This window comes from Desulfosporosinus sp. (genome assembly GCF_014237355.1).
In the GTDB taxonomy this organism is placed as follows: Bacteria; Bacillota; Desulfitobacteriia; order Desulfitobacteriales; family Desulfitobacteriaceae; genus Desulfosporosinus.
The window spans coordinates 16,353-39,082 of record NZ_JABZFS010000062.1; the positions used below are offsets into that span (position 1 = coordinate 16,353).

18 protein-coding genes are annotated in these 22,730 nt (G+C 44.3%); 7 read left to right on the top strand and 11 right to left on the bottom strand.

What is annotated here, in order from left to right; translation table 11 throughout:
- Window positions 1–66: 66 nt before the first annotated feature.
- Entirely contained in the window at window positions 67–1,140 is a 1,074-nt protein-coding gene (locus HGJ98_RS13615) for a cytochrome c3 family protein (protein WP_291351954.1), read from the bottom strand.
- A 368-nt stretch (window positions 1,141–1,508) separates the two neighbouring features.
- Between HGJ98_RS13615 and HGJ98_RS13620 the strand changes: the two genes are divergently transcribed.
- The 4 genes from HGJ98_RS13620 (at window position 1,509) to HGJ98_RS13635 (ending at window position 7,299) form a co-directional block, all read left to right on the top strand.
- Window positions 1,509–2,636 carry a cache domain-containing protein gene (locus tag HGJ98_RS13620; RefSeq protein WP_291351955.1) on the top strand — a complete coding sequence of 376 codons (1,128 nt, stop codon included), beginning with the start codon at window positions 1,509–1,511 and terminating at the stop codon, window positions 2,634–2,636.
- A 415-nt stretch (window positions 2,637–3,051) separates the two neighbouring features.
- Complete coding sequence (locus HGJ98_RS13625; RefSeq protein WP_291351956.1) at window positions 3,052–3,540, top strand: NAD(P)H-dependent oxidoreductase subunit E; 489 nt, start codon at window positions 3,052–3,054, stop codon at window positions 3,538–3,540.
- A 105-nt stretch (window positions 3,541–3,645) separates the two neighbouring features.
- Window positions 3,646–5,532 (top strand): NADH-quinone oxidoreductase subunit NuoF, encoded by a 1,887-nt coding sequence (locus tag HGJ98_RS13630; RefSeq protein WP_291351957.1) that lies wholly within the window; start codon window positions 3,646–3,648, stop codon window positions 5,530–5,532.
- Window positions 5,533–5,556: 24 nt separating this feature from the next.
- Complete coding sequence (locus HGJ98_RS13635) at window positions 5,557–7,299, top strand: NADH-dependent [FeFe] hydrogenase, group A6 (protein WP_291351958.1); 1,743 nt, start codon at window positions 5,557–5,559, stop codon at window positions 7,297–7,299.
- A gap of 159 nt (window positions 7,300–7,458) precedes the next feature.
- On the opposite strand, the gene HGJ98_RS13640 is transcribed toward HGJ98_RS13635, so the two are convergent.
- From HGJ98_RS13640 to HGJ98_RS13685, 10 genes are all read right to left on the bottom strand, one after another.
- Window positions 7,459–8,004 (bottom strand): 4Fe-4S dicluster domain-containing protein, encoded by a 546-nt coding sequence (locus HGJ98_RS13640; RefSeq protein WP_291351959.1) that lies wholly within the window; start codon window positions 8,002–8,004, stop codon window positions 7,459–7,461.
- Between the two features lie 100 nt (window positions 8,005–8,104).
- Window positions 8,105–10,189: a molybdopterin-dependent oxidoreductase gene (locus HGJ98_RS13645; RefSeq protein ID WP_291351960.1), complete on the bottom strand. Its 2,085-nt coding sequence runs from the start codon at window positions 10,187–10,189 to the stop codon at window positions 8,105–8,107.
- A gap of 168 nt (window positions 10,190–10,357) precedes the next feature.
- Window positions 10,358–11,260, bottom strand: coding sequence for a DmsC/YnfH family molybdoenzyme membrane anchor subunit (locus HGJ98_RS13650; protein ID WP_291351961.1), 903 nt, complete (start codon window positions 11,258–11,260; stop codon window positions 10,358–10,360).
- Between the two features lie 3 nt (window positions 11,261–11,263).
- Window positions 11,264–11,830, bottom strand: coding sequence for a 4Fe-4S dicluster domain-containing protein (locus HGJ98_RS13655; RefSeq protein WP_291351962.1), 567 nt, complete (start codon window positions 11,828–11,830; stop codon window positions 11,264–11,266).
- A 12-nt stretch (window positions 11,831–11,842) separates the two neighbouring features.
- Window positions 11,843–14,047 (bottom strand): molybdopterin-dependent oxidoreductase, encoded by a 2,205-nt coding sequence (locus HGJ98_RS13660; RefSeq protein WP_291351963.1) that lies wholly within the window; start codon window positions 14,045–14,047, stop codon window positions 11,843–11,845.
- The gene (locus HGJ98_RS13665; RefSeq protein ID WP_291351964.1) at window positions 13,992–14,711 is read right to left on the bottom strand and encodes a molecular chaperone; all 720 of its coding nucleotides are present in this window, start codon (window positions 14,709–14,711) and stop codon (window positions 13,992–13,994) included. Before HGJ98_RS13665 ends, HGJ98_RS13660 begins: the two co-directional genes overlap by 56 nt.
- A gap of 276 nt (window positions 14,712–14,987) precedes the next feature.
- Window positions 14,988–16,559, bottom strand: coding sequence for a helix-turn-helix domain-containing protein (locus tag HGJ98_RS13670; protein ID WP_291351965.1), 1,572 nt, complete (start codon window positions 16,557–16,559; stop codon window positions 14,988–14,990).
- A gap of 146 nt (window positions 16,560–16,705) precedes the next feature.
- Window positions 16,706–17,455 carry an ABC transporter ATP-binding protein gene (locus tag HGJ98_RS13675; RefSeq protein ID WP_291351966.1) on the bottom strand — a complete coding sequence of 250 codons (750 nt, stop codon included), beginning with the start codon at window positions 17,453–17,455 and terminating at the stop codon, window positions 16,706–16,708.
- Window positions 17,440–18,303, bottom strand: a complete 864-nt coding sequence (locus HGJ98_RS13680) for an ABC transporter permease (protein ID WP_291351967.1) — start codon at window positions 18,301–18,303, stop codon at window positions 17,440–17,442. The genes HGJ98_RS13675 and HGJ98_RS13680 overlap by 16 nt, the downstream gene beginning before the upstream one ends.
- Window positions 18,304–18,509: 206 nt before the next feature.
- The gene (locus HGJ98_RS13685) at window positions 18,510–19,502 is read right to left on the bottom strand and encodes an ABC transporter substrate-binding protein (RefSeq protein ID WP_291351968.1); all 993 of its coding nucleotides are present in this window, start codon (window positions 19,500–19,502) and stop codon (window positions 18,510–18,512) included.
- A gap of 500 nt (window positions 19,503–20,002) precedes the next feature.
- Here HGJ98_RS13685 and HGJ98_RS13690 point away from each other — a divergent pair, with 500 nt between their 5' ends.
- Genes HGJ98_RS13690 through HGJ98_RS13700 form a run of 3 tightly spaced genes read left to right on the top strand, consistent with a single transcriptional unit; the run spans window position 20,003 to window position 22,730 of the window.
- Window positions 20,003–20,554, top strand: coding sequence for a cob(I)yrinic acid a,c-diamide adenosyltransferase (locus HGJ98_RS13690; protein WP_291351969.1), 552 nt, complete (start codon window positions 20,003–20,005; stop codon window positions 20,552–20,554).
- Window positions 20,555–20,587: 33 nt separating this feature from the next.
- Window positions 20,588–22,270 carry a methylmalonyl-CoA mutase family protein gene (locus HGJ98_RS13695; protein WP_291351970.1) on the top strand — a complete coding sequence of 561 codons (1,683 nt, stop codon included), beginning with the start codon at window positions 20,588–20,590 and terminating at the stop codon, window positions 22,268–22,270.
- 55 nt (window positions 22,271–22,325) lie between these two features.
- Window positions 22,326–22,730, top strand: coding sequence for a cobalamin B12-binding domain-containing protein (locus tag HGJ98_RS13700; RefSeq protein ID WP_291351971.1), 405 nt, complete (start codon window positions 22,326–22,328; stop codon window positions 22,728–22,730).

Genomic DNA, 22,730 nt, shown 5'->3' on the forward strand with positions numbered 1-22,730 from the left:
ATTCTATGAATTACATACCCCTGTCGTGTTATGGAGTATTTGGAAAACACTTATCGAGATTAAAGATTACTTAGCTAGTTCAGGAAAATGTTTCTTAATCAATTCGATAAATGTAGGATTTTTTATCTCGATAGGTTTCGTTGCAGGGTCGTCTTGAAGATCTTCATATTTCATAGCCCCGAAACTGTGATCTTTTGTGAAATGGCCTCGATCATCAGTTGGATTCTTCCACATTAATTTATCTAGATTAAAGGTTTTTCCAGCGTGGCATTTCAAACAGTTATCAGTTGGTTTGTCCGTCGGTAGGAGAGAGCCATTGGCATTAGCCTTATGGGATGTATGACAAGTGAGACACTGATTCATTTCTGAGCTTTGAGCATGTTTACTAGCAAAGTAATTTCGTGTACCATAGTGATTGTTTGCAATAAAGGTTCCTTGATCATTTTTAGATGGGTTACTTTGATGACAGGTATTACACGAATTTTCAGCAACTTCAGAGCTCATTGTTCCCTTCTTATCGGTGGCACTCACGTGATTTCCACCGGGTCCATGGCAAGATTCGCAGGATATACCATAATTAGGAGATCCAGTTTCAACTCCAGGTGAATGACATTTTGCACAGTTGGCGTAACTCTCAGCAGTCCAATCATTCTTGCCATCTTTGTCAATATCAGCTTGCTTTGGGGGTTCAACCGCCCATTTGTCGTTTGTTTTCTTAAGTGCTCCAACACGATAAAATTGATTTTTAAATCCAGCTTCTTTAGGAATTTCCGCAATAATATAGTTGTTCACCATAACCCCATAGACTTTCGCTTTAGATAAATCTAGAGTCGTCGATGTAGGTTTTTCCTTGTTAGCGGCATCAAAAATAGTAATTGGTTCTAGAGGTTTATCAAGCGGAAAGGCGGAAAGCGGTTTGAACGTATCATAGTGTTTTGTATGAGTTACATTCTCATAGGACTCAGTGTGGCAGGCTTTACATGATTCGTCACCAACATAGCTAACCTTTGGAGTTTCCGTTAGCTGCGGTCCAGATGGCTGAGTAGAAGGGGTTTCATCTGCTTGGTTGCAACCCATGGTTAATACTGTTAAGAATGTAAGAGAAATAATTGAGGCTAAAAAGGGTTTTTTCCAGTTCATTGAGTCGTTCCTCCTTTAATCTTGTATCCATATTTGTTATTTTCTTGACCAGATAGGTCAGGATGACAGGTGTTATTAGACTTTAAAGATTATGAGCTTAGTTTGCTTAGAAACTAATCGGATAATGCTTGGATATTAATATATTTAGCATGAAATTTATGGAAAAGAATCTCAAAATTCTCTCATCCATATTCGAATGCCATAAAAATACCCAAGTTGAGTTACTTCTATTCATAAAGAAGCGTAAAGATTCGTTTTTTTTCAATAAATATGGCAGAAGTTAAAGGTTTTTGAATTTTATCCTCGAATTAAGTTCAAATAAACTATTTGGGTATAGACATATGTAGTCGAAAGAGGTGAACTTCGTCGTGCGTTCGCTCAAACACCAGATTCTTATATTGTTGTTGAGTTCGCTCGTTTTGTTGGCAGTTAGCTTTCTCGTATTGGTTGGGGTATACATGAAAGATCGTGCCGTAGCCACCGCGATTATCAAAGTAAAAGCAGATTTGGCAACCTGTGAGGAGATTCTAAATAAGACATATCCCGGCTCGTGGTCAGAACAAGGCGGAAACCTTTATAAAGGACCCGTAAAAATTAGCCTTAATAATGATATTGTGGATCATTTATCTAGTCTTACAGGGGACACTGTCACCGTATTTCTAGGGGACACGCGAGTCGCTACTACTGTACGTGGTTCAAACGGTGAACGAGTTATTGGGACGAAGGTTTCTTCTAATGTGGCCCAGACGGTATTGAAAAATGGCCAGACCTATGTGGGAGAGGCTGATGTTGTAGGTGAATGGCACCAAGCGGGTTACATTCCATTACGTACAGATAATGGAAACATTATTGGGATTTTTTACGTAGGAATTTCTCATTCCTATGAGCAAGATATTTTTACTAGATCTTTACTTAAGATGGCTGGAATAGGACTGGCCTTAACCATCCTGGTGGCGTTTCTTACCTGGTTTTTCCTTCAGAGAGTTATCGTTAATCCTTTGCACAATATCATGTTAGGAACTCGGGACGTAGCAACCGGTCATCTCACTGAGAAGATAAACGTTTCCGGAGCTAAGGAAATAGGGGAGCTTGAGGATGCCTTTAACCAAATGGTTGAACAAATCCAATCTCTAACTGGAGAGATAAACAGAGTCACTAGCAATAGTTCTGAAAATAGCCCACCTGAAACTAACCACCATGAAAATAACCATTCGATTTCTACTGGGTATATGCCTCTACCCAACCTATCGGCTGTTGGATCGTTCGGAGAAATGGTTTTGCCTAAAGGTTTGCATCAAGCTACTCTAGGCCAAATAGTTCAGTTTTTAAATGCGAATCGTCGTCCTCTTTCTGCTGAGGAAGTTGCAGAAGGAGTTAAGCTGACAAGGGTTACAGTACGCCGTTACCTAGAATTCCTCGAACAAAATGGAACATTAAAATCTGAACAGAAGTATGGAACAGTAGGACGGCCCGTCAAGATCTTTATCCCGTTGTAAAAAGGCTCCCATGGGGGCGTCCCTTTTTTAAAAAACATATATTTTTTCAGAGACTCCTCTTTAATTAGGTGGAGTCTTTTTTAGTTCAAGGGTTGGGTACCGTTAGTTGTTATTATTATCAAGTGCAATTGTATTGTTATGGACAAATAGTTATCAGACTATTATGCATATTTGGACTTAACTACTTACTTCGCCATTTTCTTAATTAATAAAATTTTCTTTATTCACAAAACGCTTATTTAATGTCCAAAAACACGACAGATCGAGTGAAGGAAGCTAAACTAGAAATAAAAACCGACGTTCCCCATTAGATATCGATAAGCCGTAGAGATTAAATTTGGAGAAAGCGCAAAATCAATTAAGAAAGAGGTGTAAATGCAGGTAACATTCGCTGGTAGTAAAAAGGAGGATTTTCATGTGTGATACAGCTTCGCCAAATCAGTTTGTCAAAAAGCTAGATGATTATATCGACAGTTTGACCAATAAAAAGGAAAATCTTATTGGGGTCCTTCATTACGCTCAAGAAATATATGGATACTTACCTAATAATGTTCAATGGCATATCGCTCAGAAACTGGATATACCTTCCGCAATGGTCTATGGTGTTGTCAGCTTTTATTCTTTTTTTACAATGATACCCAGGGGAGAACACGTTGTTAATGTGTGCACCGGTACCGCTTGTTTTGTTCGAGGGGCTGAAAAATTAAAAGAAGAACTTGAAAATCAGCTTAAGATTAAAGCTGGGGAAACTACTCCAGATAATCTGTTTACCTTAGAAACTTTGCGTTGTGTTGGAGCCTGTGGGCTCGCTCCAGTCATGATCGTCGATGGTGAAGTGCATGGACGCATGCACGAACCCCAAGCCATTAACGAGGTCTTGGCAAAGTATCGCCCAGAAAGTTAAGCAGCGAATACATGAGGTGTGTCAAGGGGACGGTCCTTTTGACACGAAGAAGTGTGTCAAAAGGACCGTCCCCTTGACACGCCCTCGAAGGAAGGGAAAAGCCATATGAAACTCATAAATATAGATGCATTGAAGGCATTACAAGCCCAAAGTCTAAAACTCTTAGAATCACGGCGTGTTGCCGAAGCAATTACAACAAAAAATGCTCAAGGGCATGTAAGGCACGTTATGGTCTGCGGAGGACCTGGTTGTCACTCTTCAGGCAGTCCTCGAATCGCTGAAGTTCTAGAGGAAGAGCTAAATAGGCGTGGATTATCCGATACGATTAAAGTTTTCGAACCCGGCTGTTTTGGTTTTTGTGAAAAGGGTCCAATGATCGAGATTTTTCCCGATAAAGTAACTTATTGTGAAGTGTCGGCAGACGACGTAACAACCATAGTTGAAGAACACTTTATAAAAGGTAATGTAATAGAGCACCTCCTTTTTATGGATCCGAACACTAAAGAGCGTTTCGCCACCAACATTCCTTTTTATGATGGGCAACTTCGCATAGCCTTAAGGAATGTCGGTTCTATTGCTCCAGAAAACATTCTTGAATATATTGCCGCGGATGGCTATCAAGCTTTATCCAAAGTTCTTTTCAGCATGAAGCCTTTTGAAGTTATTGATGTTCTAAAACAAAGCGGACTGCGAGGACGTGGTGGCGCCGGTTTTCCAACTGGTGTTAAATGGGAGTTGACTCGCAAGAGCGAAGCAGATCAACGCTATATCATTTGTAATGCCGATGAAGGGGATCCAGGCGCCTTTATGGACCGCTCTGTCTTAGAGGGTGACCCCCATAGTGTTTTAGAGGCAATGCTCATTGCAGGCGCAACGATTGGGGCCTCTGAAGGATTTATTTATGTCCGAGCAGAATACCCAGCGGCGATTCACCGATTAAAAATTGCCATTGCCCAAGCCCGAGATTTTGGTTTACTTGGGAAAGAAATCTTAGGCAGTGATTTTTCCTTTGACATAGAGCTTAAACTTGGAGCTGGAGCCTTTGTCTGTGGTGAAGAAACGGCATTGATCCATTCTATCGAAGGAGCCCGAGGAGAACCTTCTGTTAAACCTCCATTCCCTGCCCAAAAGGGGTTGTGGGGTAAACCAACCTGCGTCAACAATGTCGAAACCTTGGCTAATATTCCACCAATTATTTTAAATGGAGCGGAATGGTTTTCAGCAATAGGTACGGAAAAAAGTAAAGGAACAAAAGTATTTGCTTTAGCAGGCAAAGTCAATAATGTCGGGCTTGTGGAAGTTCCCATGGGGACCACTCTGCGTCAGATAATTTTTGATATTGGTGGAGGGATTAAGCAACGTAAAACGTTTAAAGCAGCTCAAACCGGAGGCCCCTCTGGAGGGTGTATTCCTACCAAGTATTTGGATTCTCCCATCGATTATGAATCTTTAGCTTCTATAGGATCCATGATGGGTTCTGGAGGACTCATTGTCCTGGATGAAGATGATTGTATGGTCAATATCGCCAAGTTTTTCCAGGAGTTCACAATGGATGAATCCTGTGGTCGTTGCACTGCTTGCCGCGTTGGGACGAAACGTCTTTATGAAATCCTGACCAAGATCACGGAAGGGAAAGCGACTTTAGAGGATTTAGATAATTTAGAGAAACTGTGTCATATCATTAAAGACACTGCCCTTTGCGGATTAGGACAAAGTGCACCAAACCCCATCCTTTCGACCTTAAAGTATTTCCGGGAAGAATATATCGCCCATGTTGTCGACAAAAACTGTCCGGCGGGCGTTTGTAGTCACTTGTTGAAATATGAAATTACAGACAAATGTGTGGGTTGTACCCTATGCGTTAAAAAATGTCCTATGCATTGTATCACTGGGACAACCAAGAAGCGCCATGTCATCGATCAAGAACGTTGCCTAAAATGTGGGGCCTGCATGGACCAATGCCGCGTTATCGGGGCCATTATTCGCCATTAAGGTATCCCTGAAGGAGGACTCCATATGGATATACAGCTAACCATTAATGACATATCTCTAACAGTGCCGGAAGGAATGTCCATCTTAGATGCTGCACGAACCATAAACATCGATATTCCGACCTTATGCTACTTGAAACTTAATGAAATGCATTACAACAACAACATTGCTTCCTGTCGGGTCTGTGTGGTCGAAATCGAAGGTCGACGTAATTTGGCATCCTCTTGTTCAACCCCAGTAGCTAGCGGTATGGTTGTCAAAACCGATTCGTTGCGAGCTATCCAGGCCAGACGGGCTATGGTTGAACTTCTCCTTTCTGACCACCCTAAATCTTGCTTAACCTGTGCAAAAAACCAGGATTGTGACCTTCAATCCTTAGCCTCGGAATTAGGCGTGCGCCATATCTCCTATGAAGGAGAAGAGTCTGAGTTTGAAATTGATCGCTCGAGTTCTTCCATTGTTCGAGATCCTAACAAATGTATTCGTTGCCGCCGTTGTGAAACCATGTGTAACGAGGTACAGACGGTAGGTGTTTACTCTGCCGTGGGACGTGGTTTTGAGACGGTTGTTAAAACAGCCTTTGATCTACCTCTTAGCCAAACCGCTTGCACCTTCTGCGGACAGTGTATAGCAGTTTGCCCTACTGGTGCATTAACGGAATTGGATCAGGTGGACAAAGTTTGGAAAGCTCTCAACGACCCTAATCAATTTGTCGTTGTACAAACTGCTCCAGCCGTACGGGTTGCACTAGGGGAGGAATTCGATTTAGAGCCGGGGACGATTGTGACAGGTAAAATGGTCGCGGCTCTTCGACGGCTTGGTTTTGACCGTGTCTTTGATACGGATTTTGCAGCTGATCTGACGATTATGGAGGAAGCAACCGAGCTTGTCCATCGTATAAAACATGGCGGTCGACTACCTCTGCTCACCAGTTGTTGCCCTGCCTGGGTTAAATTCTTCGAACATCAATTTCCAGATCTCTTGGACATTCCTTCAACTTGTAAATCTCCTCATGAAATGTTAGGGGTTTTGATTAAAAGTTATTATGCTAGAACCCTGGGAATCGATCCTAAGACCATTACGGTTGTATCCGTGATGCCCTGTGTTGCCAAAAAATACGAAGCCGCTCGTCCTGAACTAGCTCAAGGTGCAGAAACTGCGGATGTGGACATCGTCATCACGACTCGTGAACTTGCTCGTATGGTTCGGGAAGCCAGCATTCACTTTGATCATCTCAAAGACCAAGAGTTTGACCACCCCTTGGGGGAATCCACTGGTGCCTCCGTAATCTTTGGAGCAACCGGTGGAGTGCTCGAGGCTGCCTTACGGACAGCCTATGAGGTAATCACAGGTGAAACTTTGGAGAAAGTGGAGTTTGAGGTTCTGCGAGGAATGGATGGACTTAAGGAAGCAGTCATCCCTATTGCGGGAAGGGATTACCGAGCAGCAGTTATCCACGGCCTAGGTAACGCTCGTAAGGTCCTAGAGAAAATACAAGCAGGGGAAAGTAATTATGACGTAATTGAAATCATGGCTTGCCCTGGAGGATGTATTGGGGGAGGCGGACAACCCTATCATCATGGGAACTTAGATATTCTAACTGACCGAGCCGGAGCCTTATACCGTGAAGACCGAAATAAACCTTTGCGGAAGTCGCATGAAAATCCGGCCATTATAGGCCTTTATAAAGACTTCTTAGGCGAGCCCTATGGAGAAAGGGCTCATAAGCTGCTGCATACCAGCTACGTGGGACGTAAGAAGATCTAGTCATAGGATTATTCCCTGCCTTAGGTTGGTTATACAATATTTGGGTCGAATCGATCAGATTAAAAATTGTAAAAATGAACAAAAAAGGACTGGAATTTTTGTAATTACATACAAAAAAACGGTCCTTTTTGCTTTTAACCCATGATTTAGTTGGGCAATTCATAGTTTAGTAGTTCTTGGTGGCTTATAGAAAACAGAGGGGCGCGTCAATCGAAGGCTCGGAACGGGGGCCGTAAGTCTTAATAACTGGTTTTCCGCAATGTCTTTTAGTTCTTTTAGCTTAAGCGCTCCAGTAAGGCAAGCTTGAATACAAAAAGGAGGCATACCTTGATCTAAACGTTCATGGCAGAGCTGGCATTTACCCGCTTTGTTAGTCTGGAGATTGTATTGGGGAGCTCCAAAGGGACATGAGGCGACGCAGGACTTACAGCCCGTACACTTTTCGGAAAGATGTAGGACAATACCATCGCGGCGTTTGGCATAGGCCCCAGAAGGGCAGACCCTTAGACACTCGGGATCGCCGCAATGATTGCAGGCAGTGGATAAATAAAATATCTGAATCTGATCCTTGGAGATTTTCTCTACCCTACGAATCCGACGCCATAGAAGAGGGGCCAACTGATTTCCGTTTTGACAGGCTTTGGCACAGGCGCCGCAGCCCAGGCACCGATTAACGTCAAGCACGAAACCCAATTGTTTGACCATACACCCACTCTCCTTTTGTCAGATGGCTTAGCGCCTCTCGAAAAGTTCAATTAAAAACCTCTGATGGAGCTGAATTCCACCTGAAGCAAGTTGCCGATATCTAAAGTTTCCGCAAATTTACAAAGGTTTCATTTAATGCAAATCCTCGAGCCCCAAGAGTGAGTTGCCCCATATCAGTTAAAGGTGTTCCTATTAAACAATTAAGCCGCGAATTCCCTTCGACTTGCTCCTGAAAAACAATGACAACATCATTCGAGATACCTAATATTGGTTGAATAACTACTTCTAATAGACCTGATTCATTCCAAATTTGGGCTCGGTCTCCGACTGCTAAATCATAACGCTGGGCAAGTTCAGGCGCAAGATGTAAGACGTAATCGGGATTGGCCGTCCCAGTGGCATAAACTTGAGAGTTAATAGTAGAGTGGTGATGTGGAGTTAAAAGGCGCAATGGAGCATCAATCGAAGAGTTAAGAGGGGGGATAAAGATTGGAAGGGGTGAAAGATGGGCATCAGAAGCTCGGGATGAGAAAAATTCATAGCGTCTGGAAGGAGTTGCAAAGGTCCGATTTTCCCAAGCTGTTCTGGGATATTTTGCGCGTACCGGACCATTTAGAAGGTCTTCTGCTTTTTTTATACCCAGAATATCTAACATTGGGGGGCCGAGTTCACGTAAAAGGGTTTCCTTTTCATCGCCTGATATCGGAAATGCGCAGCTTCCGGGTTTAAGTTTATTTAATTTTGATGAAACATCCCAGGCAATCTGTAAATCAGAGCGAGATTCACCGACCGGAGGAATAGCGGGTTCGTTGACTCCTACCCAATAATGCCAATAACTGGAATTTAAATCCCAATGTTCATAATGGGTCGTGATCGGCAGAAAAAGATCGGCCGCTTCGGAGGATTTGGAATGGAAGAGATCACTCACGACGATCAAGTCCAGTTGGCTGATCAGTTTTTTCCATTGCTGCAGATTACCATCTTGGGATAGAGGGTTTCTCCCAGAAATCCAGAGCATTTTAACGGGTGGATCCGTACAATTGAAAGCCTCCTCCGCGAACTGATTGATATTAAGAAGTCGATCCGTCTGTTTTTGATTCAAAGTTAGGTTGTCTACAGAGGCTTGATCAGCGTTGGAAGAACTGTTGATTGGATGGAACGGATCCTGTATTGCCCCGGAAAAACGCCAGGTCTCGAATTGAGCGTATTGAACGCCGCCTCCTTCTTCACCAAGGTGTCCAGCAAGTGCTCCTAAGGCATCAATAGCGCGCAGGGTCTGTCCCCCATTAGTATAACGCTGAAGGCCAAAACCAGCCCAGATACAAGCCGGATGAGTTTGACCGTATTCTATGGCTAGGTTGCGAATGGTTGATATAGGAACTCCTGTGATTTCCGAACAATGATCAAGAGATATTTCGGTTTCAATATAGTGGATGAATTCTTCGTGCCCAAAGGTATAAGACCCCAGGTTAGGGTCTATAAGACCTTCTTCTAGAAGAACCTTGGCGAACCCTAAAGCAAGAAGTCCATCGGTTCCTGGGCAAACCTTTACATATCGATGGGCTCGGGCGGCTGTAGCGCTAAAGTGGGTATCGAAACAAACCACCTTGGCCCCGTGATCAATGGCATCGAAAATGATCGGCATCTGGTGAACAGCAGTCCAGGCAGGGTTTACTCCCCAGAGCCAGATCAGCTTAGCTTTAGACATATCCAACGGATCAGAACAAAAGAATGTTCCAAAGTCCAGGGTTTGAGCTTCTACCCCTGCTGACCAACAGGGGGATCCAATCGCTCTCGTGGTTGCCCCGATACCCGTGAAGAGGCCTTCCATGGCATTGTGTAAGATGCCAAAATTTCCAGAGTACTTATTCAGAGCAAGAGGCAACGTTGTTCCATACGTCTCTTCGAGGTTCAGGATTTTTTCAGCGATCAGGGTTAATGCCTCATCCCATGAAATTCGCTCCCAAAAACCACTGTAACGAACCTGTTGGCGCATGGGGTAACGGATGCGCTGAGGACTGTAAACCTTTTTCACATCATCTAGAGCTTTAGGACAGAGTTTGCCCAAGGTGTATTCGTGAGCGGGGTTACCTTCAACAGAGATAAGCACTCCATTGTGGGTAGTGCTAATAATGCTGCACGTATCGTAGCAGTTGCGAGGGCAAATATTTTGATGAAATTCCATTAGTTTACCCCCCTGATCCACTCAATGTCTTTAGAAGATTATTCGTTAAGTTTACCTAAAAACCTTTAAGTATGCGTGAAAATCAAGTTTAGTCATTATTAACAATGAGCCCTGAAAGTTTGCGCTGAGGCTGCAAACTTTCAGGGCTTTTGTGGGAGGAATCACCATTTAGAACAAAGCTGTAATTTGGATGCCTGTTGCACTAAGGTAAAAAAGTGCTCGACCTAAGATTTCTCCTAAACCTACTAAGAGAGTAACGGTCAGGATAAGATTTTTTTTGCCGAGGTCAGGGCTTTTTAAGATGATAACCAGCAGAAGGAGTGGGGCCAACCAACTCACTAGAGCACGGACCCAAAATAGAGGGCTGCTCAAAAGATAGTTTAAGGAGGCGGCTCCTTCCATGCTTGCACTGAGCATAGAACCATAAATAACAGAGAGGATGAGGCTGAAGATTGTGCACCCGAGTGACACTTGAAGAAGAAGCTTCTTTTGAGCGGTTTGAAGTAAGTTCCCTCCTAGTACTAAAGTGCAAAGAGCTCCTAGCAAGCCAGTGGTGAGTAAAAAGAAAAGAACGGGTCCGCCGTTATTCCAAGCAGGAACTCGGGGTAGAACATAAATCATGGCGCTGCTGGCAATACCTAACAGGCCTAGTAGAGAAGTGATCCCTAATCCGAGGGAGAGGTTGCTAGTTGGTTGTCCCCCAGCTGCAGTTTCAGCAGTCGTAATGATTGAGGCGCCTGACCCAAGGGTGTGGCTGCTTGTTTGTTGTCTCGACAGCCGAAAAAGATAGATCCAGGCCAAGAACGTGAGGAGGAAGAAGAGAATTTCGCGGCTTAACCAAGAGGAACCCAGGTGGGCTAAAGCGCGGTAAGCTGCTTCCGGATGTCCCAGATGAAAAAGTGAAGCCAAAAGAGCGATCAGTAAGAGACCCCCAGAAACATGGACCCCCCGTTTGAATAATTGGATATTCAGATTGCGGTTACGGGCGAGCCACCAGAGCATTAGAATTATCCCAATCGCGATTTGTCCTAGAACGGTGAACAGAATTAAGGGCCATTCCCAGTCTCCCATATCTTAATCCCTCCTAATTTGTTTGCCCTGTTTCGGTCCGATAAAACGAATCGACGGCGATGTGATTTTCGGGCTTGGCAGCCCAGGTAAGGTTTTGAGTATACCGGTTTTTTGATCGAGACTATCATTGATTTCTACCAGTTCCAGGGCTCCCGGAATGCAGGCGGTGACGCAAGCTGGTTTTTCACCTTGGTCAATTCGCTGGTAACATAAATTGCATTTCTCGACTTTCTTTTTGGCAGGGTTAATTTGGGGACGATCATACGGGCAGGCCATGGTACATAAGCGACAGCCGATGCAACGATTGGGATCATGGATCACAATTCCATCCTCGCGTTTGGTGTAGGCCTTTACCGGGCAGACGCGCAGGCATTCTGGGTGAGCGCAGTGGTTGCAGGCCATCGAAAAGAACATTCGGGTAGGAAGGGAGAAGTCGTCTTCATGGAGTTGGAAAACTTTACGCCACTGGGGGGTTGCTTCAATTTGATATTCGTTTTTGCAGGCTATTTCACACCCCCGACAGCCCACACATTTCTCTGAGTTGTGTAAAAAGCCAAGCTGTTTACTCAAAGGGATTCCTCCTTATGCTTTTTCTATCATTACGAAATTATCGTGAAAGGCTAACCCGTCGTTGCCAGTCGCTTGTTTTCCCATATCACTGGGGATGGCTTTCAAGGTGTAATTAACATTGAAATTAGAGTTTTTATACCAGGCCTCATAGGCGACGATGACATTTGTTGAGGTTGTCCTGGTTAGGTGGGCTTTGACCGTAATTGAACCCAGGTCATTGTAGATTTTAACCATAGTGCCCTCAGTAATACCGTATTTGGCAGCTAGATTCGGATGAATCTCCACCTTAGGCTCAGGGTTAGTAGTCATCATCCAGTCCAGGTTTTGGAACTGGGAGTGTAAAGCATACTGCGGATGGGGTGTCATAAAGCGGATCGGATATTTCTCGGGGGTTTTCATTTCATCAACCCAGATTGGGAGCGCCGGCAGTCCATTCTTCTCGGCAAGTTCACTATGGATTTCAATTTTCTTCGAAGGTGTGCGGAAATTCCCATCGGACCAGGAAGCGGGAGGCATTTTTGCCTTACGAGGCCCATCAATGAGTTCTTTATAATCGTTAATGCCGAGCATTTGATGTATTCCGGGGTTGAATTCTTTGGCTAACCATTCTTCCGGTGTTCCCGAAGTTGGGAAGGTACAAGATCCAGGTTCTAGGGCATTCATTTTTTCAGAAAGTTCTATAGCGATTTCAACATCACTTTTACATTCATACAGAGGGTCAATAGCGCGTTGGTTGATGCCGACCCAATAGTGCCAATAGCTGGCCATGACATCCCAGTCCTCAAAATGGGTGGTTGCTGGCAAGACAATATCAGACATCTCGACGGTTTTATTGAAAAAGGAATCTACAGTAACCACAAATTCCATAGAGGAGAACATTTTTTCAATGGCATTAGTGTCAGGATCTTGAGCTCCGGGATTCCGGCACGCCAGCCAGAGCATTTTTACTGGAGGGTCGCTTTGGGCGGAGACATCGTGGGCAAAGTTATTCATGTTGATGGCACGATCCCCTTCTTTGCCATCGGGACCAATGAATCCTTTAGACCCTTTGGGAGGGGCATTGACCATCGCATTATAGTTAAAGCCCCAGGTTTCTAGGTGACCGTAGTTGACTCCTCCACCAGATTTTCCTACATTGCCGGTCATGACTCCAAGGGCATCGATGATCCGTACGTTCTGACCGCCGTTCGTGTGACGCTGCATACCGTAACCGACCCACATACTGGCTGGTTTAGCGGTTGCGTATTCGCGGGCAATTTCCATGATGATGTCTTTAGGCACGCCGGTTTTTTCAGAAGCCCAGTCTAGAGTAATAGACTTTTTGACATACTCGACCCATTCATCAAAGCCGAGACTGTTGGCCCGGGCATACTCCCAATCGACCCAATTGTTGTCGATAATATAGCGAGCCATGCCCAAAGCGAGAGCACCATCTGTACTGGGGTTAATTTGTATATAGAGATCGGCCTTTGAAGCAGTGGAGGTTAAGATAGGATCGATCACCACGAGTTTAGCCCCGCGTTCCCGAGCTTCGTTGATGAAGGGTAAACTGTGAATCGCTGTCCAGGCGGCATTTTGTCCCCAGAGAATAATATACTTGGCATTAACCATGTCTTCGGGGTCGTTGCTATAAAGGGTGCCAAAATCATAGGTTTGAGCATCAATCCCGGCGGGCCAGCAGGGTGTTCCTACGGCGCGGGTTGTGTAGCCGATGCTTGACATAGTCCCCTCTATTCCATAGTGAACAATACCAAAATTTCCGGAGTACTTATCTAAGCAGATCGGGAGTGTAGAACCGTAGCGCTTCTTCAAATCTAGGATTTTCTTGGCAATCGTATCCATAGCTTCATCCCAACTGATACGGGTCCAGTTGCCGGAACCACGAGGGGATTGCTTCATGGGGTATTTGATGCGATCCGGGCTATAGACACGGCGCGGATAAGAGTACCCTTTTAGGCAAAGCTTTCCGTTGGTATAGCCGTGTTTAGGGTCTCCTTCAACCTTTTTGAGGACTCCGTCTTCTACATAGGTAATCATCCCGCAGGTATCATAACAGTTACGAGGACAGACATTTCGGAAGGTTTTTATAGCCTCAGAGGGTTGATCCGCTGCAGAGGCAGAGGGGGAATTTGTTAATAAATTAAAGTTGAAAAGAGTCATACTAGAGGCAGCAACGGCTGCTGCTCCTCCGAGAAATTTGCGGCGCGTAAGTTTCATAAGGGGCCTCCTTCGTGTTTAATGGTGCGTTAAGAGTTGAGAGCGCAACTAGAATCTCGCTTAAGGCAGAAAAGAGAGGATGTTTGGCTGACTGGGAAACTGTGTGAGCAAATGTTTTTAACCAGAGGCCAAGGTGTTGTTGCCAAAACTCCTGGTATAAGGTTTTATAGAGTTGTATTTTAGCGCTGTTCTTGGCAGCTTGTGTCTCAATAATCCGACTCAAGAGGTATGCAACGAATTCGAGTTCGGTTGAGATAAAATCATCTGGTTCATGCCTTTGCCCTATGGTCTGTAAATTTTCTCGCTGGTAGAATTTGCGGACAGCTAAGGTTTGTTCTCCCATCACTAAATGGTCGGAGGATAAATACACAGACTCATAAGGGGGGGCAACAGGAGCATTGGGACCGACGAAGAGGCGGTTAAACTCGTAGCACATAACGAGATATTCTCCGTCATTCGTTTCAGAGTATTGAGCTAAGATTTGGTTGGCTTGAAGCAGTCTAGAGGTATTATAGTGTTCGGCTATGGCCGAACAGGATTTAACCAGTGGACTCAAGGTTTGAGATAAGTTTTCCCCTCCTTGGGCGAAGAGATGGCTAAGCGCGAGTAGTAGTTCGCCATGAGTTTTCAGAACTTGGGGAGGGCAGTCCTCGAAAAAGGTCATTAATATAGTCCTCCTTTCTTTTAGCCAAGATTCTTGTACCAATGTTCACTTTACATGCCTATAATTCGGCTTTCTCAGTTTTGTTCCTTTAGAGTAAAAAATGAAATGAAAGGGCATTCGTTGTAAAAAGAAACAAAAGCCCCTCTCCACAAGGTGTGAAGGGGGATGTAGCCTTCCATCTTCTTTTCTTACGTGGCTAAACAAAGACAAATTCCCCTCTCCACCGGGAGAAGGGAATTTGTTTGGGATATTCGAACCACGAAAATGGGATAGTAACTAGTCTGGCCATAATGATTTTATTCGACCGATCTTAAGAGCGAGAAAAAGATTAACCTGATTCTCCAGAGAGGATAGATCACGGTCTAGGATTTCAGAAGCTTTTTTAAGGCGATAGCGGAGGGTGTTGGGATGAAGATAAAGCTTCTCACCCGCTGCATTCAAGTCTGTGTTGCACGAGAAATAGGCTAATAATGTTTCTTCAAGAGAAAGATTACTTTCTTTGTCGAATTTAAGTAGAGGACCCAGAATTTCTGAACGATAGTCTTCTAATTCCTGGCGATCCAAACGGTGTAATAATCGCATAATGCCAAGGTCATAAAAAGGAATTAAGCGATCTGGTTTATCAAAGAGTTTTCCCAATTCGAGCGCTGTCCTTGCTTCTTGAAAACTCCGGTGTAGATAGCGCGCAGAATTATAAAGATTGCCAAGACCATATTGAAACGGTTGTTTGCCAGGGATGGAGTTGATAATTTTCAGGATCGGCTCAAGCAGCCCGAGCGCTTTACTGTGCCATTCTGATTGTGGAAGCATGTCCTGGAGGGGAAAGAGTAAAACAACCTGACCATTGCGTTCAAGACAAATTGTCTTAGGTTGGCGTTTATGCAAAAGTGTGGTCATTTCAGTCAATAATTCTTCGAAACGTTCGCGGTCGGCGGAATCGGGATCATAGCCAGTTATTTCGCCAACCACGACAAAGTGAGGTTTAGAGAAGTCCCATCCCCATAACTTGCCCCGCGAAATGATCACTTCTAGAGAATCAAAATTATTGTAAAGCAAATCAAAGAGAAAATCTCGATGGTGTTGGCGTTCGCTGTCCTGTATGCTTTGGGTCTTAACAAGTTCGAGTAAAATTAAAGTGGTTGTCTTATGAAGAAAGAATTGTTTGATACTTCCTATATTCTGGATGTCTTCCGCAAGTCCTAAGAAGCCTAGGACTCCTTTTGGCCCAGATAGAGGGCACCAGGTTAGTGGAACTGGACGAAGCTTTTTATCAGCCCATTGTCCTGTATAGAGTGGGGCGAAGGGTTTAGGGAGGTTGGGTGATATGCGGGGAGGCTTGAAAGAGATGGGGACTAAGGGGACGGTTTTTCCTCCAGCCCATCCGAGGACTTCGAGTTGCTTATTGATTAGGAAGATATCACACCCGAAAATTTCTTGTAAGCTGGCTAGAAATGAAAACCCCTTCCCACGAGTCAAATGTTCAGCGATCATTTGTGTATAGCGTTCACTGGTCATAAGGACGCGTCCCAGTTCACGTTCCAACCAATCCGATGCTTTATCACAAATGATCGGCCAGGGAGAAGGGTTCTCTTGGGAAAAAAATAAGGTAATTTTTTGGTTAGAAACCTCGACAGTTAAAGAAATGGATCCGTTTGCCGTAGGTTCCAGAATTATAGTTTCACCGACAAGAGGTAATGAGAAGGTATTAATCCCTGAGAAGAGGATCGTTTGAATGGACAACTGGGAGATACTTTGGGTTAAAGTGTTATTGGAGCCGATGGCCTGTAACGATAAAGCTTCTTGGAGGCGTCCCACCGTGATTGATTGGGGTAAATCCAGGTTGTCCATTATTTCCACCTCACTTGATCAATAGTTAAGATTGGAGCACTTGTTATATTTAAGTATAACAAGTTTTTAGGAAATAGAGACATTTGAAGGAGTGATGAAGAACCTTTCTGCTTCGTGATAACAAAATTCAGCTAAAATAAGAGAACTTACATCGTGGATATAAACGAGTCTCGCAACTCTTTCTTCAAAGCAAGAAAGTCAGGGTCATCCGGGCAACGAGGATAAGGAAAGGGGACGGAGATAATTTCCCGAATTCTTCCCGGTGAGGATTCCATGACGATGATTCTTTGACCAAGGATTAAGGCCTCGTCGATGTCATGTGTGACATGAATGCAAGTTTTATGCGTGGATTTCCATAAGTTTAGAAAATCAGTCTGTAATTTAGTTCGGGTTTGTGCATCGAGAGCGGCGAAAGGCTCATCTAGTAATAAAATTAAGGGATCAGCTGCCAAAGCCCGTGCAATTGCTGCTCTTTGAGCCATGCCCCCAGATAGTTGATTTGGCCAAGCTTTGGCAAAATTGCTTAACCCGACTATCTCAAGGAGTTCTTCGACAATCCTTTGCAGTCTTTTTTTTTCATACCGACCCTTTATCCCAAACCCAACATTCTCTTCAAGGGTCAACCATGGAAAAAGGCGGGGTTCTTGAAAAATCATACCTCGTTCTGGACCAGTAGTAGTTATTACCTTGCCATGAAGCAGGATTTGGCCTGATGCCTGTTTTTCTAAACCAGCGATTATCCTAAGTAGGGTCGTCTTTCCGCATCCACTGGGGCCAAGTAAGCAAATTAACTCCCCCGAAGCCATCTCAAAGTGAATATTCTCAAGAGCAAGAACCTGCCCTTTACCTATAGTAAAGAATTTCGAGATATTTTTGATTTCTAGGAAATTTGCCATTTTTGTACCTCTTCAGTGTCTACCTTTTCTTGCCAAGGTAAGAATCTCTTTTCTAAACGAGTAACGATGAAATCTAAGGAGAGACCGATTAGGCCGATCACGAATACCCCTACGAGCATTAAATCGGGCTGAGCCATTTCACGGCCTTCCTGGATCAAATAGCCAATGCCCCTAGAAGCCCCCAGTAATTCGGCTGCAACTAAGGAACGCCAACAAAAGCTAAGACCGAGCCTCATACCGACAAACACAGAAGGAGCAGCTGATGGAAGATAGACTCGTCTCATTAGACCCCAGTGAGAAAGACCATAGGTGTAAGCAACTTCCTTCAGCTTGGGATCGGTACTGGCGATGCCTAGGAACGTATTAAGAAAAATGGGAAAAAAGGCAGAATAAACAATGATAGCAATCTTAGAGGCCTCGTCAATGCCCAACCAGAGGATGAACATAGGAATCCATGCAATGGCAGGTATTTGTTGAAAAAAGCTTAAACTGGGAGATAGAAAGCCGCGGACGCCCGGCAATAGGCCAAGGAGGAAGCCTAAAGGAAGAGCCAGAGCCAGGGCCAGGCCGAAACCGAAAAACACACGGTACAGGCTGGCTCCAATGTGTCTTACGAGTTGTCCGTTAACGGCAGCTGTTAAAAGGCGATCCCAAATCTGTGAGGGCGGGGGTAGGAGGTAGGTATTTATATAGCCCAAACGACTAAGAACCTCCCAGAGAACTAAGAGCAATATGGGAAGAGCTAACCCCTTCAACATTTTAATACAAAGTTGTTTTTCGGTGGGCAGTATAAACGCTCCCGTCAAAGTTGTCGGCATTTCTCGCTGGTGATTTGCGGAAGCCTTCATATTAACCTCCATTTGCCGCTATCACAGGCGACACAATATATAGTAATGAAAAATGGTACATCCGGAAGATTCTTCACTTCGTTCAGAATTCCCACGCGTTGCAGCGCCACAATAAACGAAAAATTATACCTGTCATCCTGAGCGTCAGCGAAGGGTCTAGATCCTTCAGTCGTACCTCTTTCAGGATGACATAGTGCTTGGGTTGCCTACGTTGTAGGTAAGTAACTTGGATCGACTAAATCGTTTATGACCTTATTAATGTCTACGTCGGAACGGATCATGCCCTCTTTTTGCAAAAAGGAAGCAGATTTCAGCAAGTCACTCTTAACCTCATCGAGATTCATCTCAAAGTTAAAGATAGGATAAAGAGCCTTGACTGCTTTGATGTCCATTTGATTTTTCTGAGCGGTCATGGTTAAGGCTTCCTCTATGTTGGCTTCGCTCCAGTCAATGGAAGCCTTGTGGACGTTTAGGTAACGTTTTACTAGCTCGGGTTGAGTTTGGGCAAATTCACTGCGCACGGCAATCACGGCTAAACCGGGAATTAATCCTTCCGCCGAATTCAGTTTTTTAATCTTACCAGTAGCAACGGCCTTGGAAAGCAGTGGTTCAGGGAGAATTGTGGCATCAACATGTCCTGCAGCAAGAGCAGCTGTCGCGGCCGTTGAATCCATATTAATTAGTTCAAGGTCCTGAGTCGTTAGTTGAACGTCTGCCAAAGCCCGGATTAACATCTCATGGAGCATGGTTCCCTTTTGCAAAGCAATTTTCTTTCCTTTGAGGTCGGCCACTGTGTTTACTGATCCGTCCGTTTTAACAACCAGATTGATTCCTTTAGGAAAGCGGGAGTAGGAGGCTACGATTTTAAGGTCATTACCATTGGCTTTGGCTAAAATAGCCGAAACATAGTTAAGGCTATTGGCAAAATCAAGTGATTTGGCAGCTAACGCTTCAAGTTGGTTGCTTGGAACAGAAATATCATGCCATTTGAATTCTATACCATCTTTCTGAAACTCGCTTTCGAACAGCTTTTTTTCCTGAGCTACAATCGAAGGGACGTTAATAGGTCTAGAGACGTAAGAGGCGTTGATTGTTTTAGGTTGTTCGGGTAAGGATTGATTGGAGGTTTTTAAGGGTGTACACCCCGCAAGGAGGATGGTAAATAATGCAAGAACGAAGAACATCTTTGAGCGAAACATAATAATCACAATCCTTTACTTTCTGCTTGAGCTTAAACGATACACTCACTTGTTCTATAGTTTAACATAACCAAGCCGTAGGAACTACTCTATAAAATGGAAAACTAGACAGCTATCCGCATGTAAACAAGTGGATACACGTATTGATTTGTTTACATAGTCTAGAGTCGAGAATCCAATGCAGATCAGGTATTCTAATGTGTCAAAATGTGTATGAGAGTATACATCTATAAATCTTAGTGTTTTCGGGATTTGATAAGGTTAAAGTGGATTAATCCTTGACTGGACTTAAAGCAGAAGATTCTAAATATACAGATAAGATACTTGGCATGGCAATTGCATAATAATTCTGTATATTTAGAATAGAGTGTCAAGACATGTAGTATTTTCATCGATCAACAAGGGGCATTGATTTCAACACAAAGACTGATAAGTGGACCTCCCCTACCTTAAGTTGACCTTTGACTTGACGGGGAAGAGCGAAGAAAGAGGTGAATACATTGAGTGTGATGCAGTCCACAGCGAGCATAGCCAAGCGTGGTTTGGTGATGGTAATTACGGGTAACGGCAAGGGCAAGACAACATCATCCTTTGGCCAGGCCTTACGGGCTATTGGACAGGGCTACAAGGTATGCATTATTCAGCTTATGAAGGGACGTAAATATGGAGAGGTGATTGCCGCGGAAAAGTACCTCCCGGACTTGCATGTCTATCAATTTGGACTGGATAGTTTTGTCATGCGGAACAATCCTGCGCCTGTAGACGTGGAGATGGCCCAGCAAGGTTTCGAAAAAGCTAAAGAGATCATTGCCAGTAGGGAATATAACATGGTCATCCTGGATGAGATTAATGTGGCCGTGGACTTTAAGCTTATTCCGGAGGAAGAAGTGCTAGAGATGGTTAAAAATAAGCCAGCAGAATTGGATTTATTGTTAAGCGGCCGCTATGCTTCCGATAAGTTGAGAGAGATAGCAGATTTGGTAAGTGAAGTTACTGAGATAAAACATCACTATAGTGCGGGGATTAAAGATAGGGCAGGAATTGAGTACTAGTATTAAACAATGAACCATGAGGAGGGAATAACTTTGATTACTGATGATTTAGTAAACAAGTCGAGCGCCTTAAGACAAAAATGGGAAGATGAAGTTAAAAAAATAGTGGCCAAACACCCTGACCAAAAAGAAAGCTGGACCACCGTTTCTGATTTGGGAATCAAGAGAATATATGGCCCCGAGGACATTAAAGATATGGATTTTGAGCGGGATATAGCTTATCCGGGACAATATCCCTATTTGAGAGGCTGTCAGCCCTCCGGTTACCGTGGAAAATACTGGACCTTCAGAATGTTTTCCGGTATGGGTACAGCTGTTGAAACCAATAAGCGCTGGAAATACCTGTTAGCCACCGGCCAGACCGGCCTGAGTACTGCCTTTGATTTCCCGACCCTGATGGGTTATGATACTGATTCCCCCAAAGCCAGGGGTGAGTGTGGAAAAGTAGGGGTGGCTATTGATAGCATCGATGATTTCAGAGACCTGATCAGCGGGATTCCTCTGGATAAGATAACCACCTCTATGACCATTAACCCGCCTGCAACTATATTATGGGCCATGTATATTGCCTGTGCCCAGGAACAGGGAATTCCTCTGAACAAAATCGGCGGTACCATTCAGAATGATATGTTAAAAGAATTTATTGCTCAGAAAACCTTTATGTGCCCGCCCGAGCCGTCAGTAAAATTAATTAGCGATACCATAGAGTTTGGTACCAAATATGTGCCCAAGTGGAATACCGTCAGTATCAGCGGTTATCACATCAGAGAAGCCGGGTCAACTGCTGTACAGGAACTGGCCTTCACTTTAAGAGACGGAATGGAATATGTAGAAGACGTGGTCAGACGTAAAGGTTTACAGGTTGATGAATTTGCGCCCAGGTTATCCTTCTTCTTTAACTCGCATATCGATTTCTTTGAAGAAATTGCTAAATTAAGAGCTGCTCGCCGGATCTGGGCTAAAGCAATGCGTGAGCGTTATGGTGCCAAGGACCCGCGTTCCTTATGGATGAGATTCCATACCCAGACTGCCGGTTGTTCGCTTACCGCCCAGCAGCCCTACAATAACGTGGTGCGGACTGCTATTCAAGCTCTGGCCGGTGTTCTCGGCGGCACCCAGTCACTGCACACCAACTCGCTGGACGAAGTTCTGTGTCTGCCTTCAGACCATGCAGTGCAAATTGCCCTGCGGACTCAGCAGATTATCGCTGAAGAAACCGGTGTGGCCAGCACTATTGACCCGCTGGCCGGTTCATATTTCGTGGAAGCGCTGACCAATGAAATGGAAGAAAAAGCTTGGGAATATATTCATAAGATCGACGATATGGGCGGTATGGTTGCTGCTATCGAGAAGGGCTTCCCGCAGCTGGAAATTTCCGATGCTTCTTATAAATTCCAAAAGCAAATTGATGCTCAGGAAAAAGTCATGATCGGTGTGAACAAGTATGTTCAGGAAGATGAACAGGTTGACATTCCGATAGTAGAAATAGATGACTCCGTTGAAGCAGAACAGCTCAATCGTCTGGCTGAAGTTAAGAGAAAGCGCGACAACCGTAAAGTGGCCGAAACACTTAAAGACATCGAGGCGGCTTGTAAGAAAGGCGAAAATGTTATGCCTTATTGTATTGAGGCGGTTAAGAACTATGCCACTGTTCAGGAAATCTGCGATGTTTACAGGGGAGTTTATGGTGAGTATCGCGACCCTGGCATTTACTAAGATTGAGTTTGAAAATTAGAAATTGTTTCTCGCAAAATTGGAGGAGGTAAGTGTGATGGCAGAGAGAAGAATTCGTATACTATTGTCTAAACCCGGCCTGGATGGCCATGATCGCGGGGCTAAGGTCTTAGCTAGGTGCTTCAGGGATGCCGGCTTTGAGGTAATTTATACCGGATGTCACCAGACGCCGGAGCAAATAGCTGCTGCTGCTATTCAGGAAGATGTTGATGTTGTAGGCTTAAGCTGTTTATCAGGTGCACACAAGTACCTGTTCCCTCAAGTAGTTAAACTTTTGAAGGCGGAAGGTGCCGACGATATCACCGTTATCGGTGGAGGGATTATTCCGGAGCAGGATATGCAGCCTCTTTATGACGCAGGTCTAAAAGCATTATTTACACCGGGAGCCAAACTTGATTCACTGGTGGAGTGGATTAATACAAATGTAACTCCAAGGGCGTGA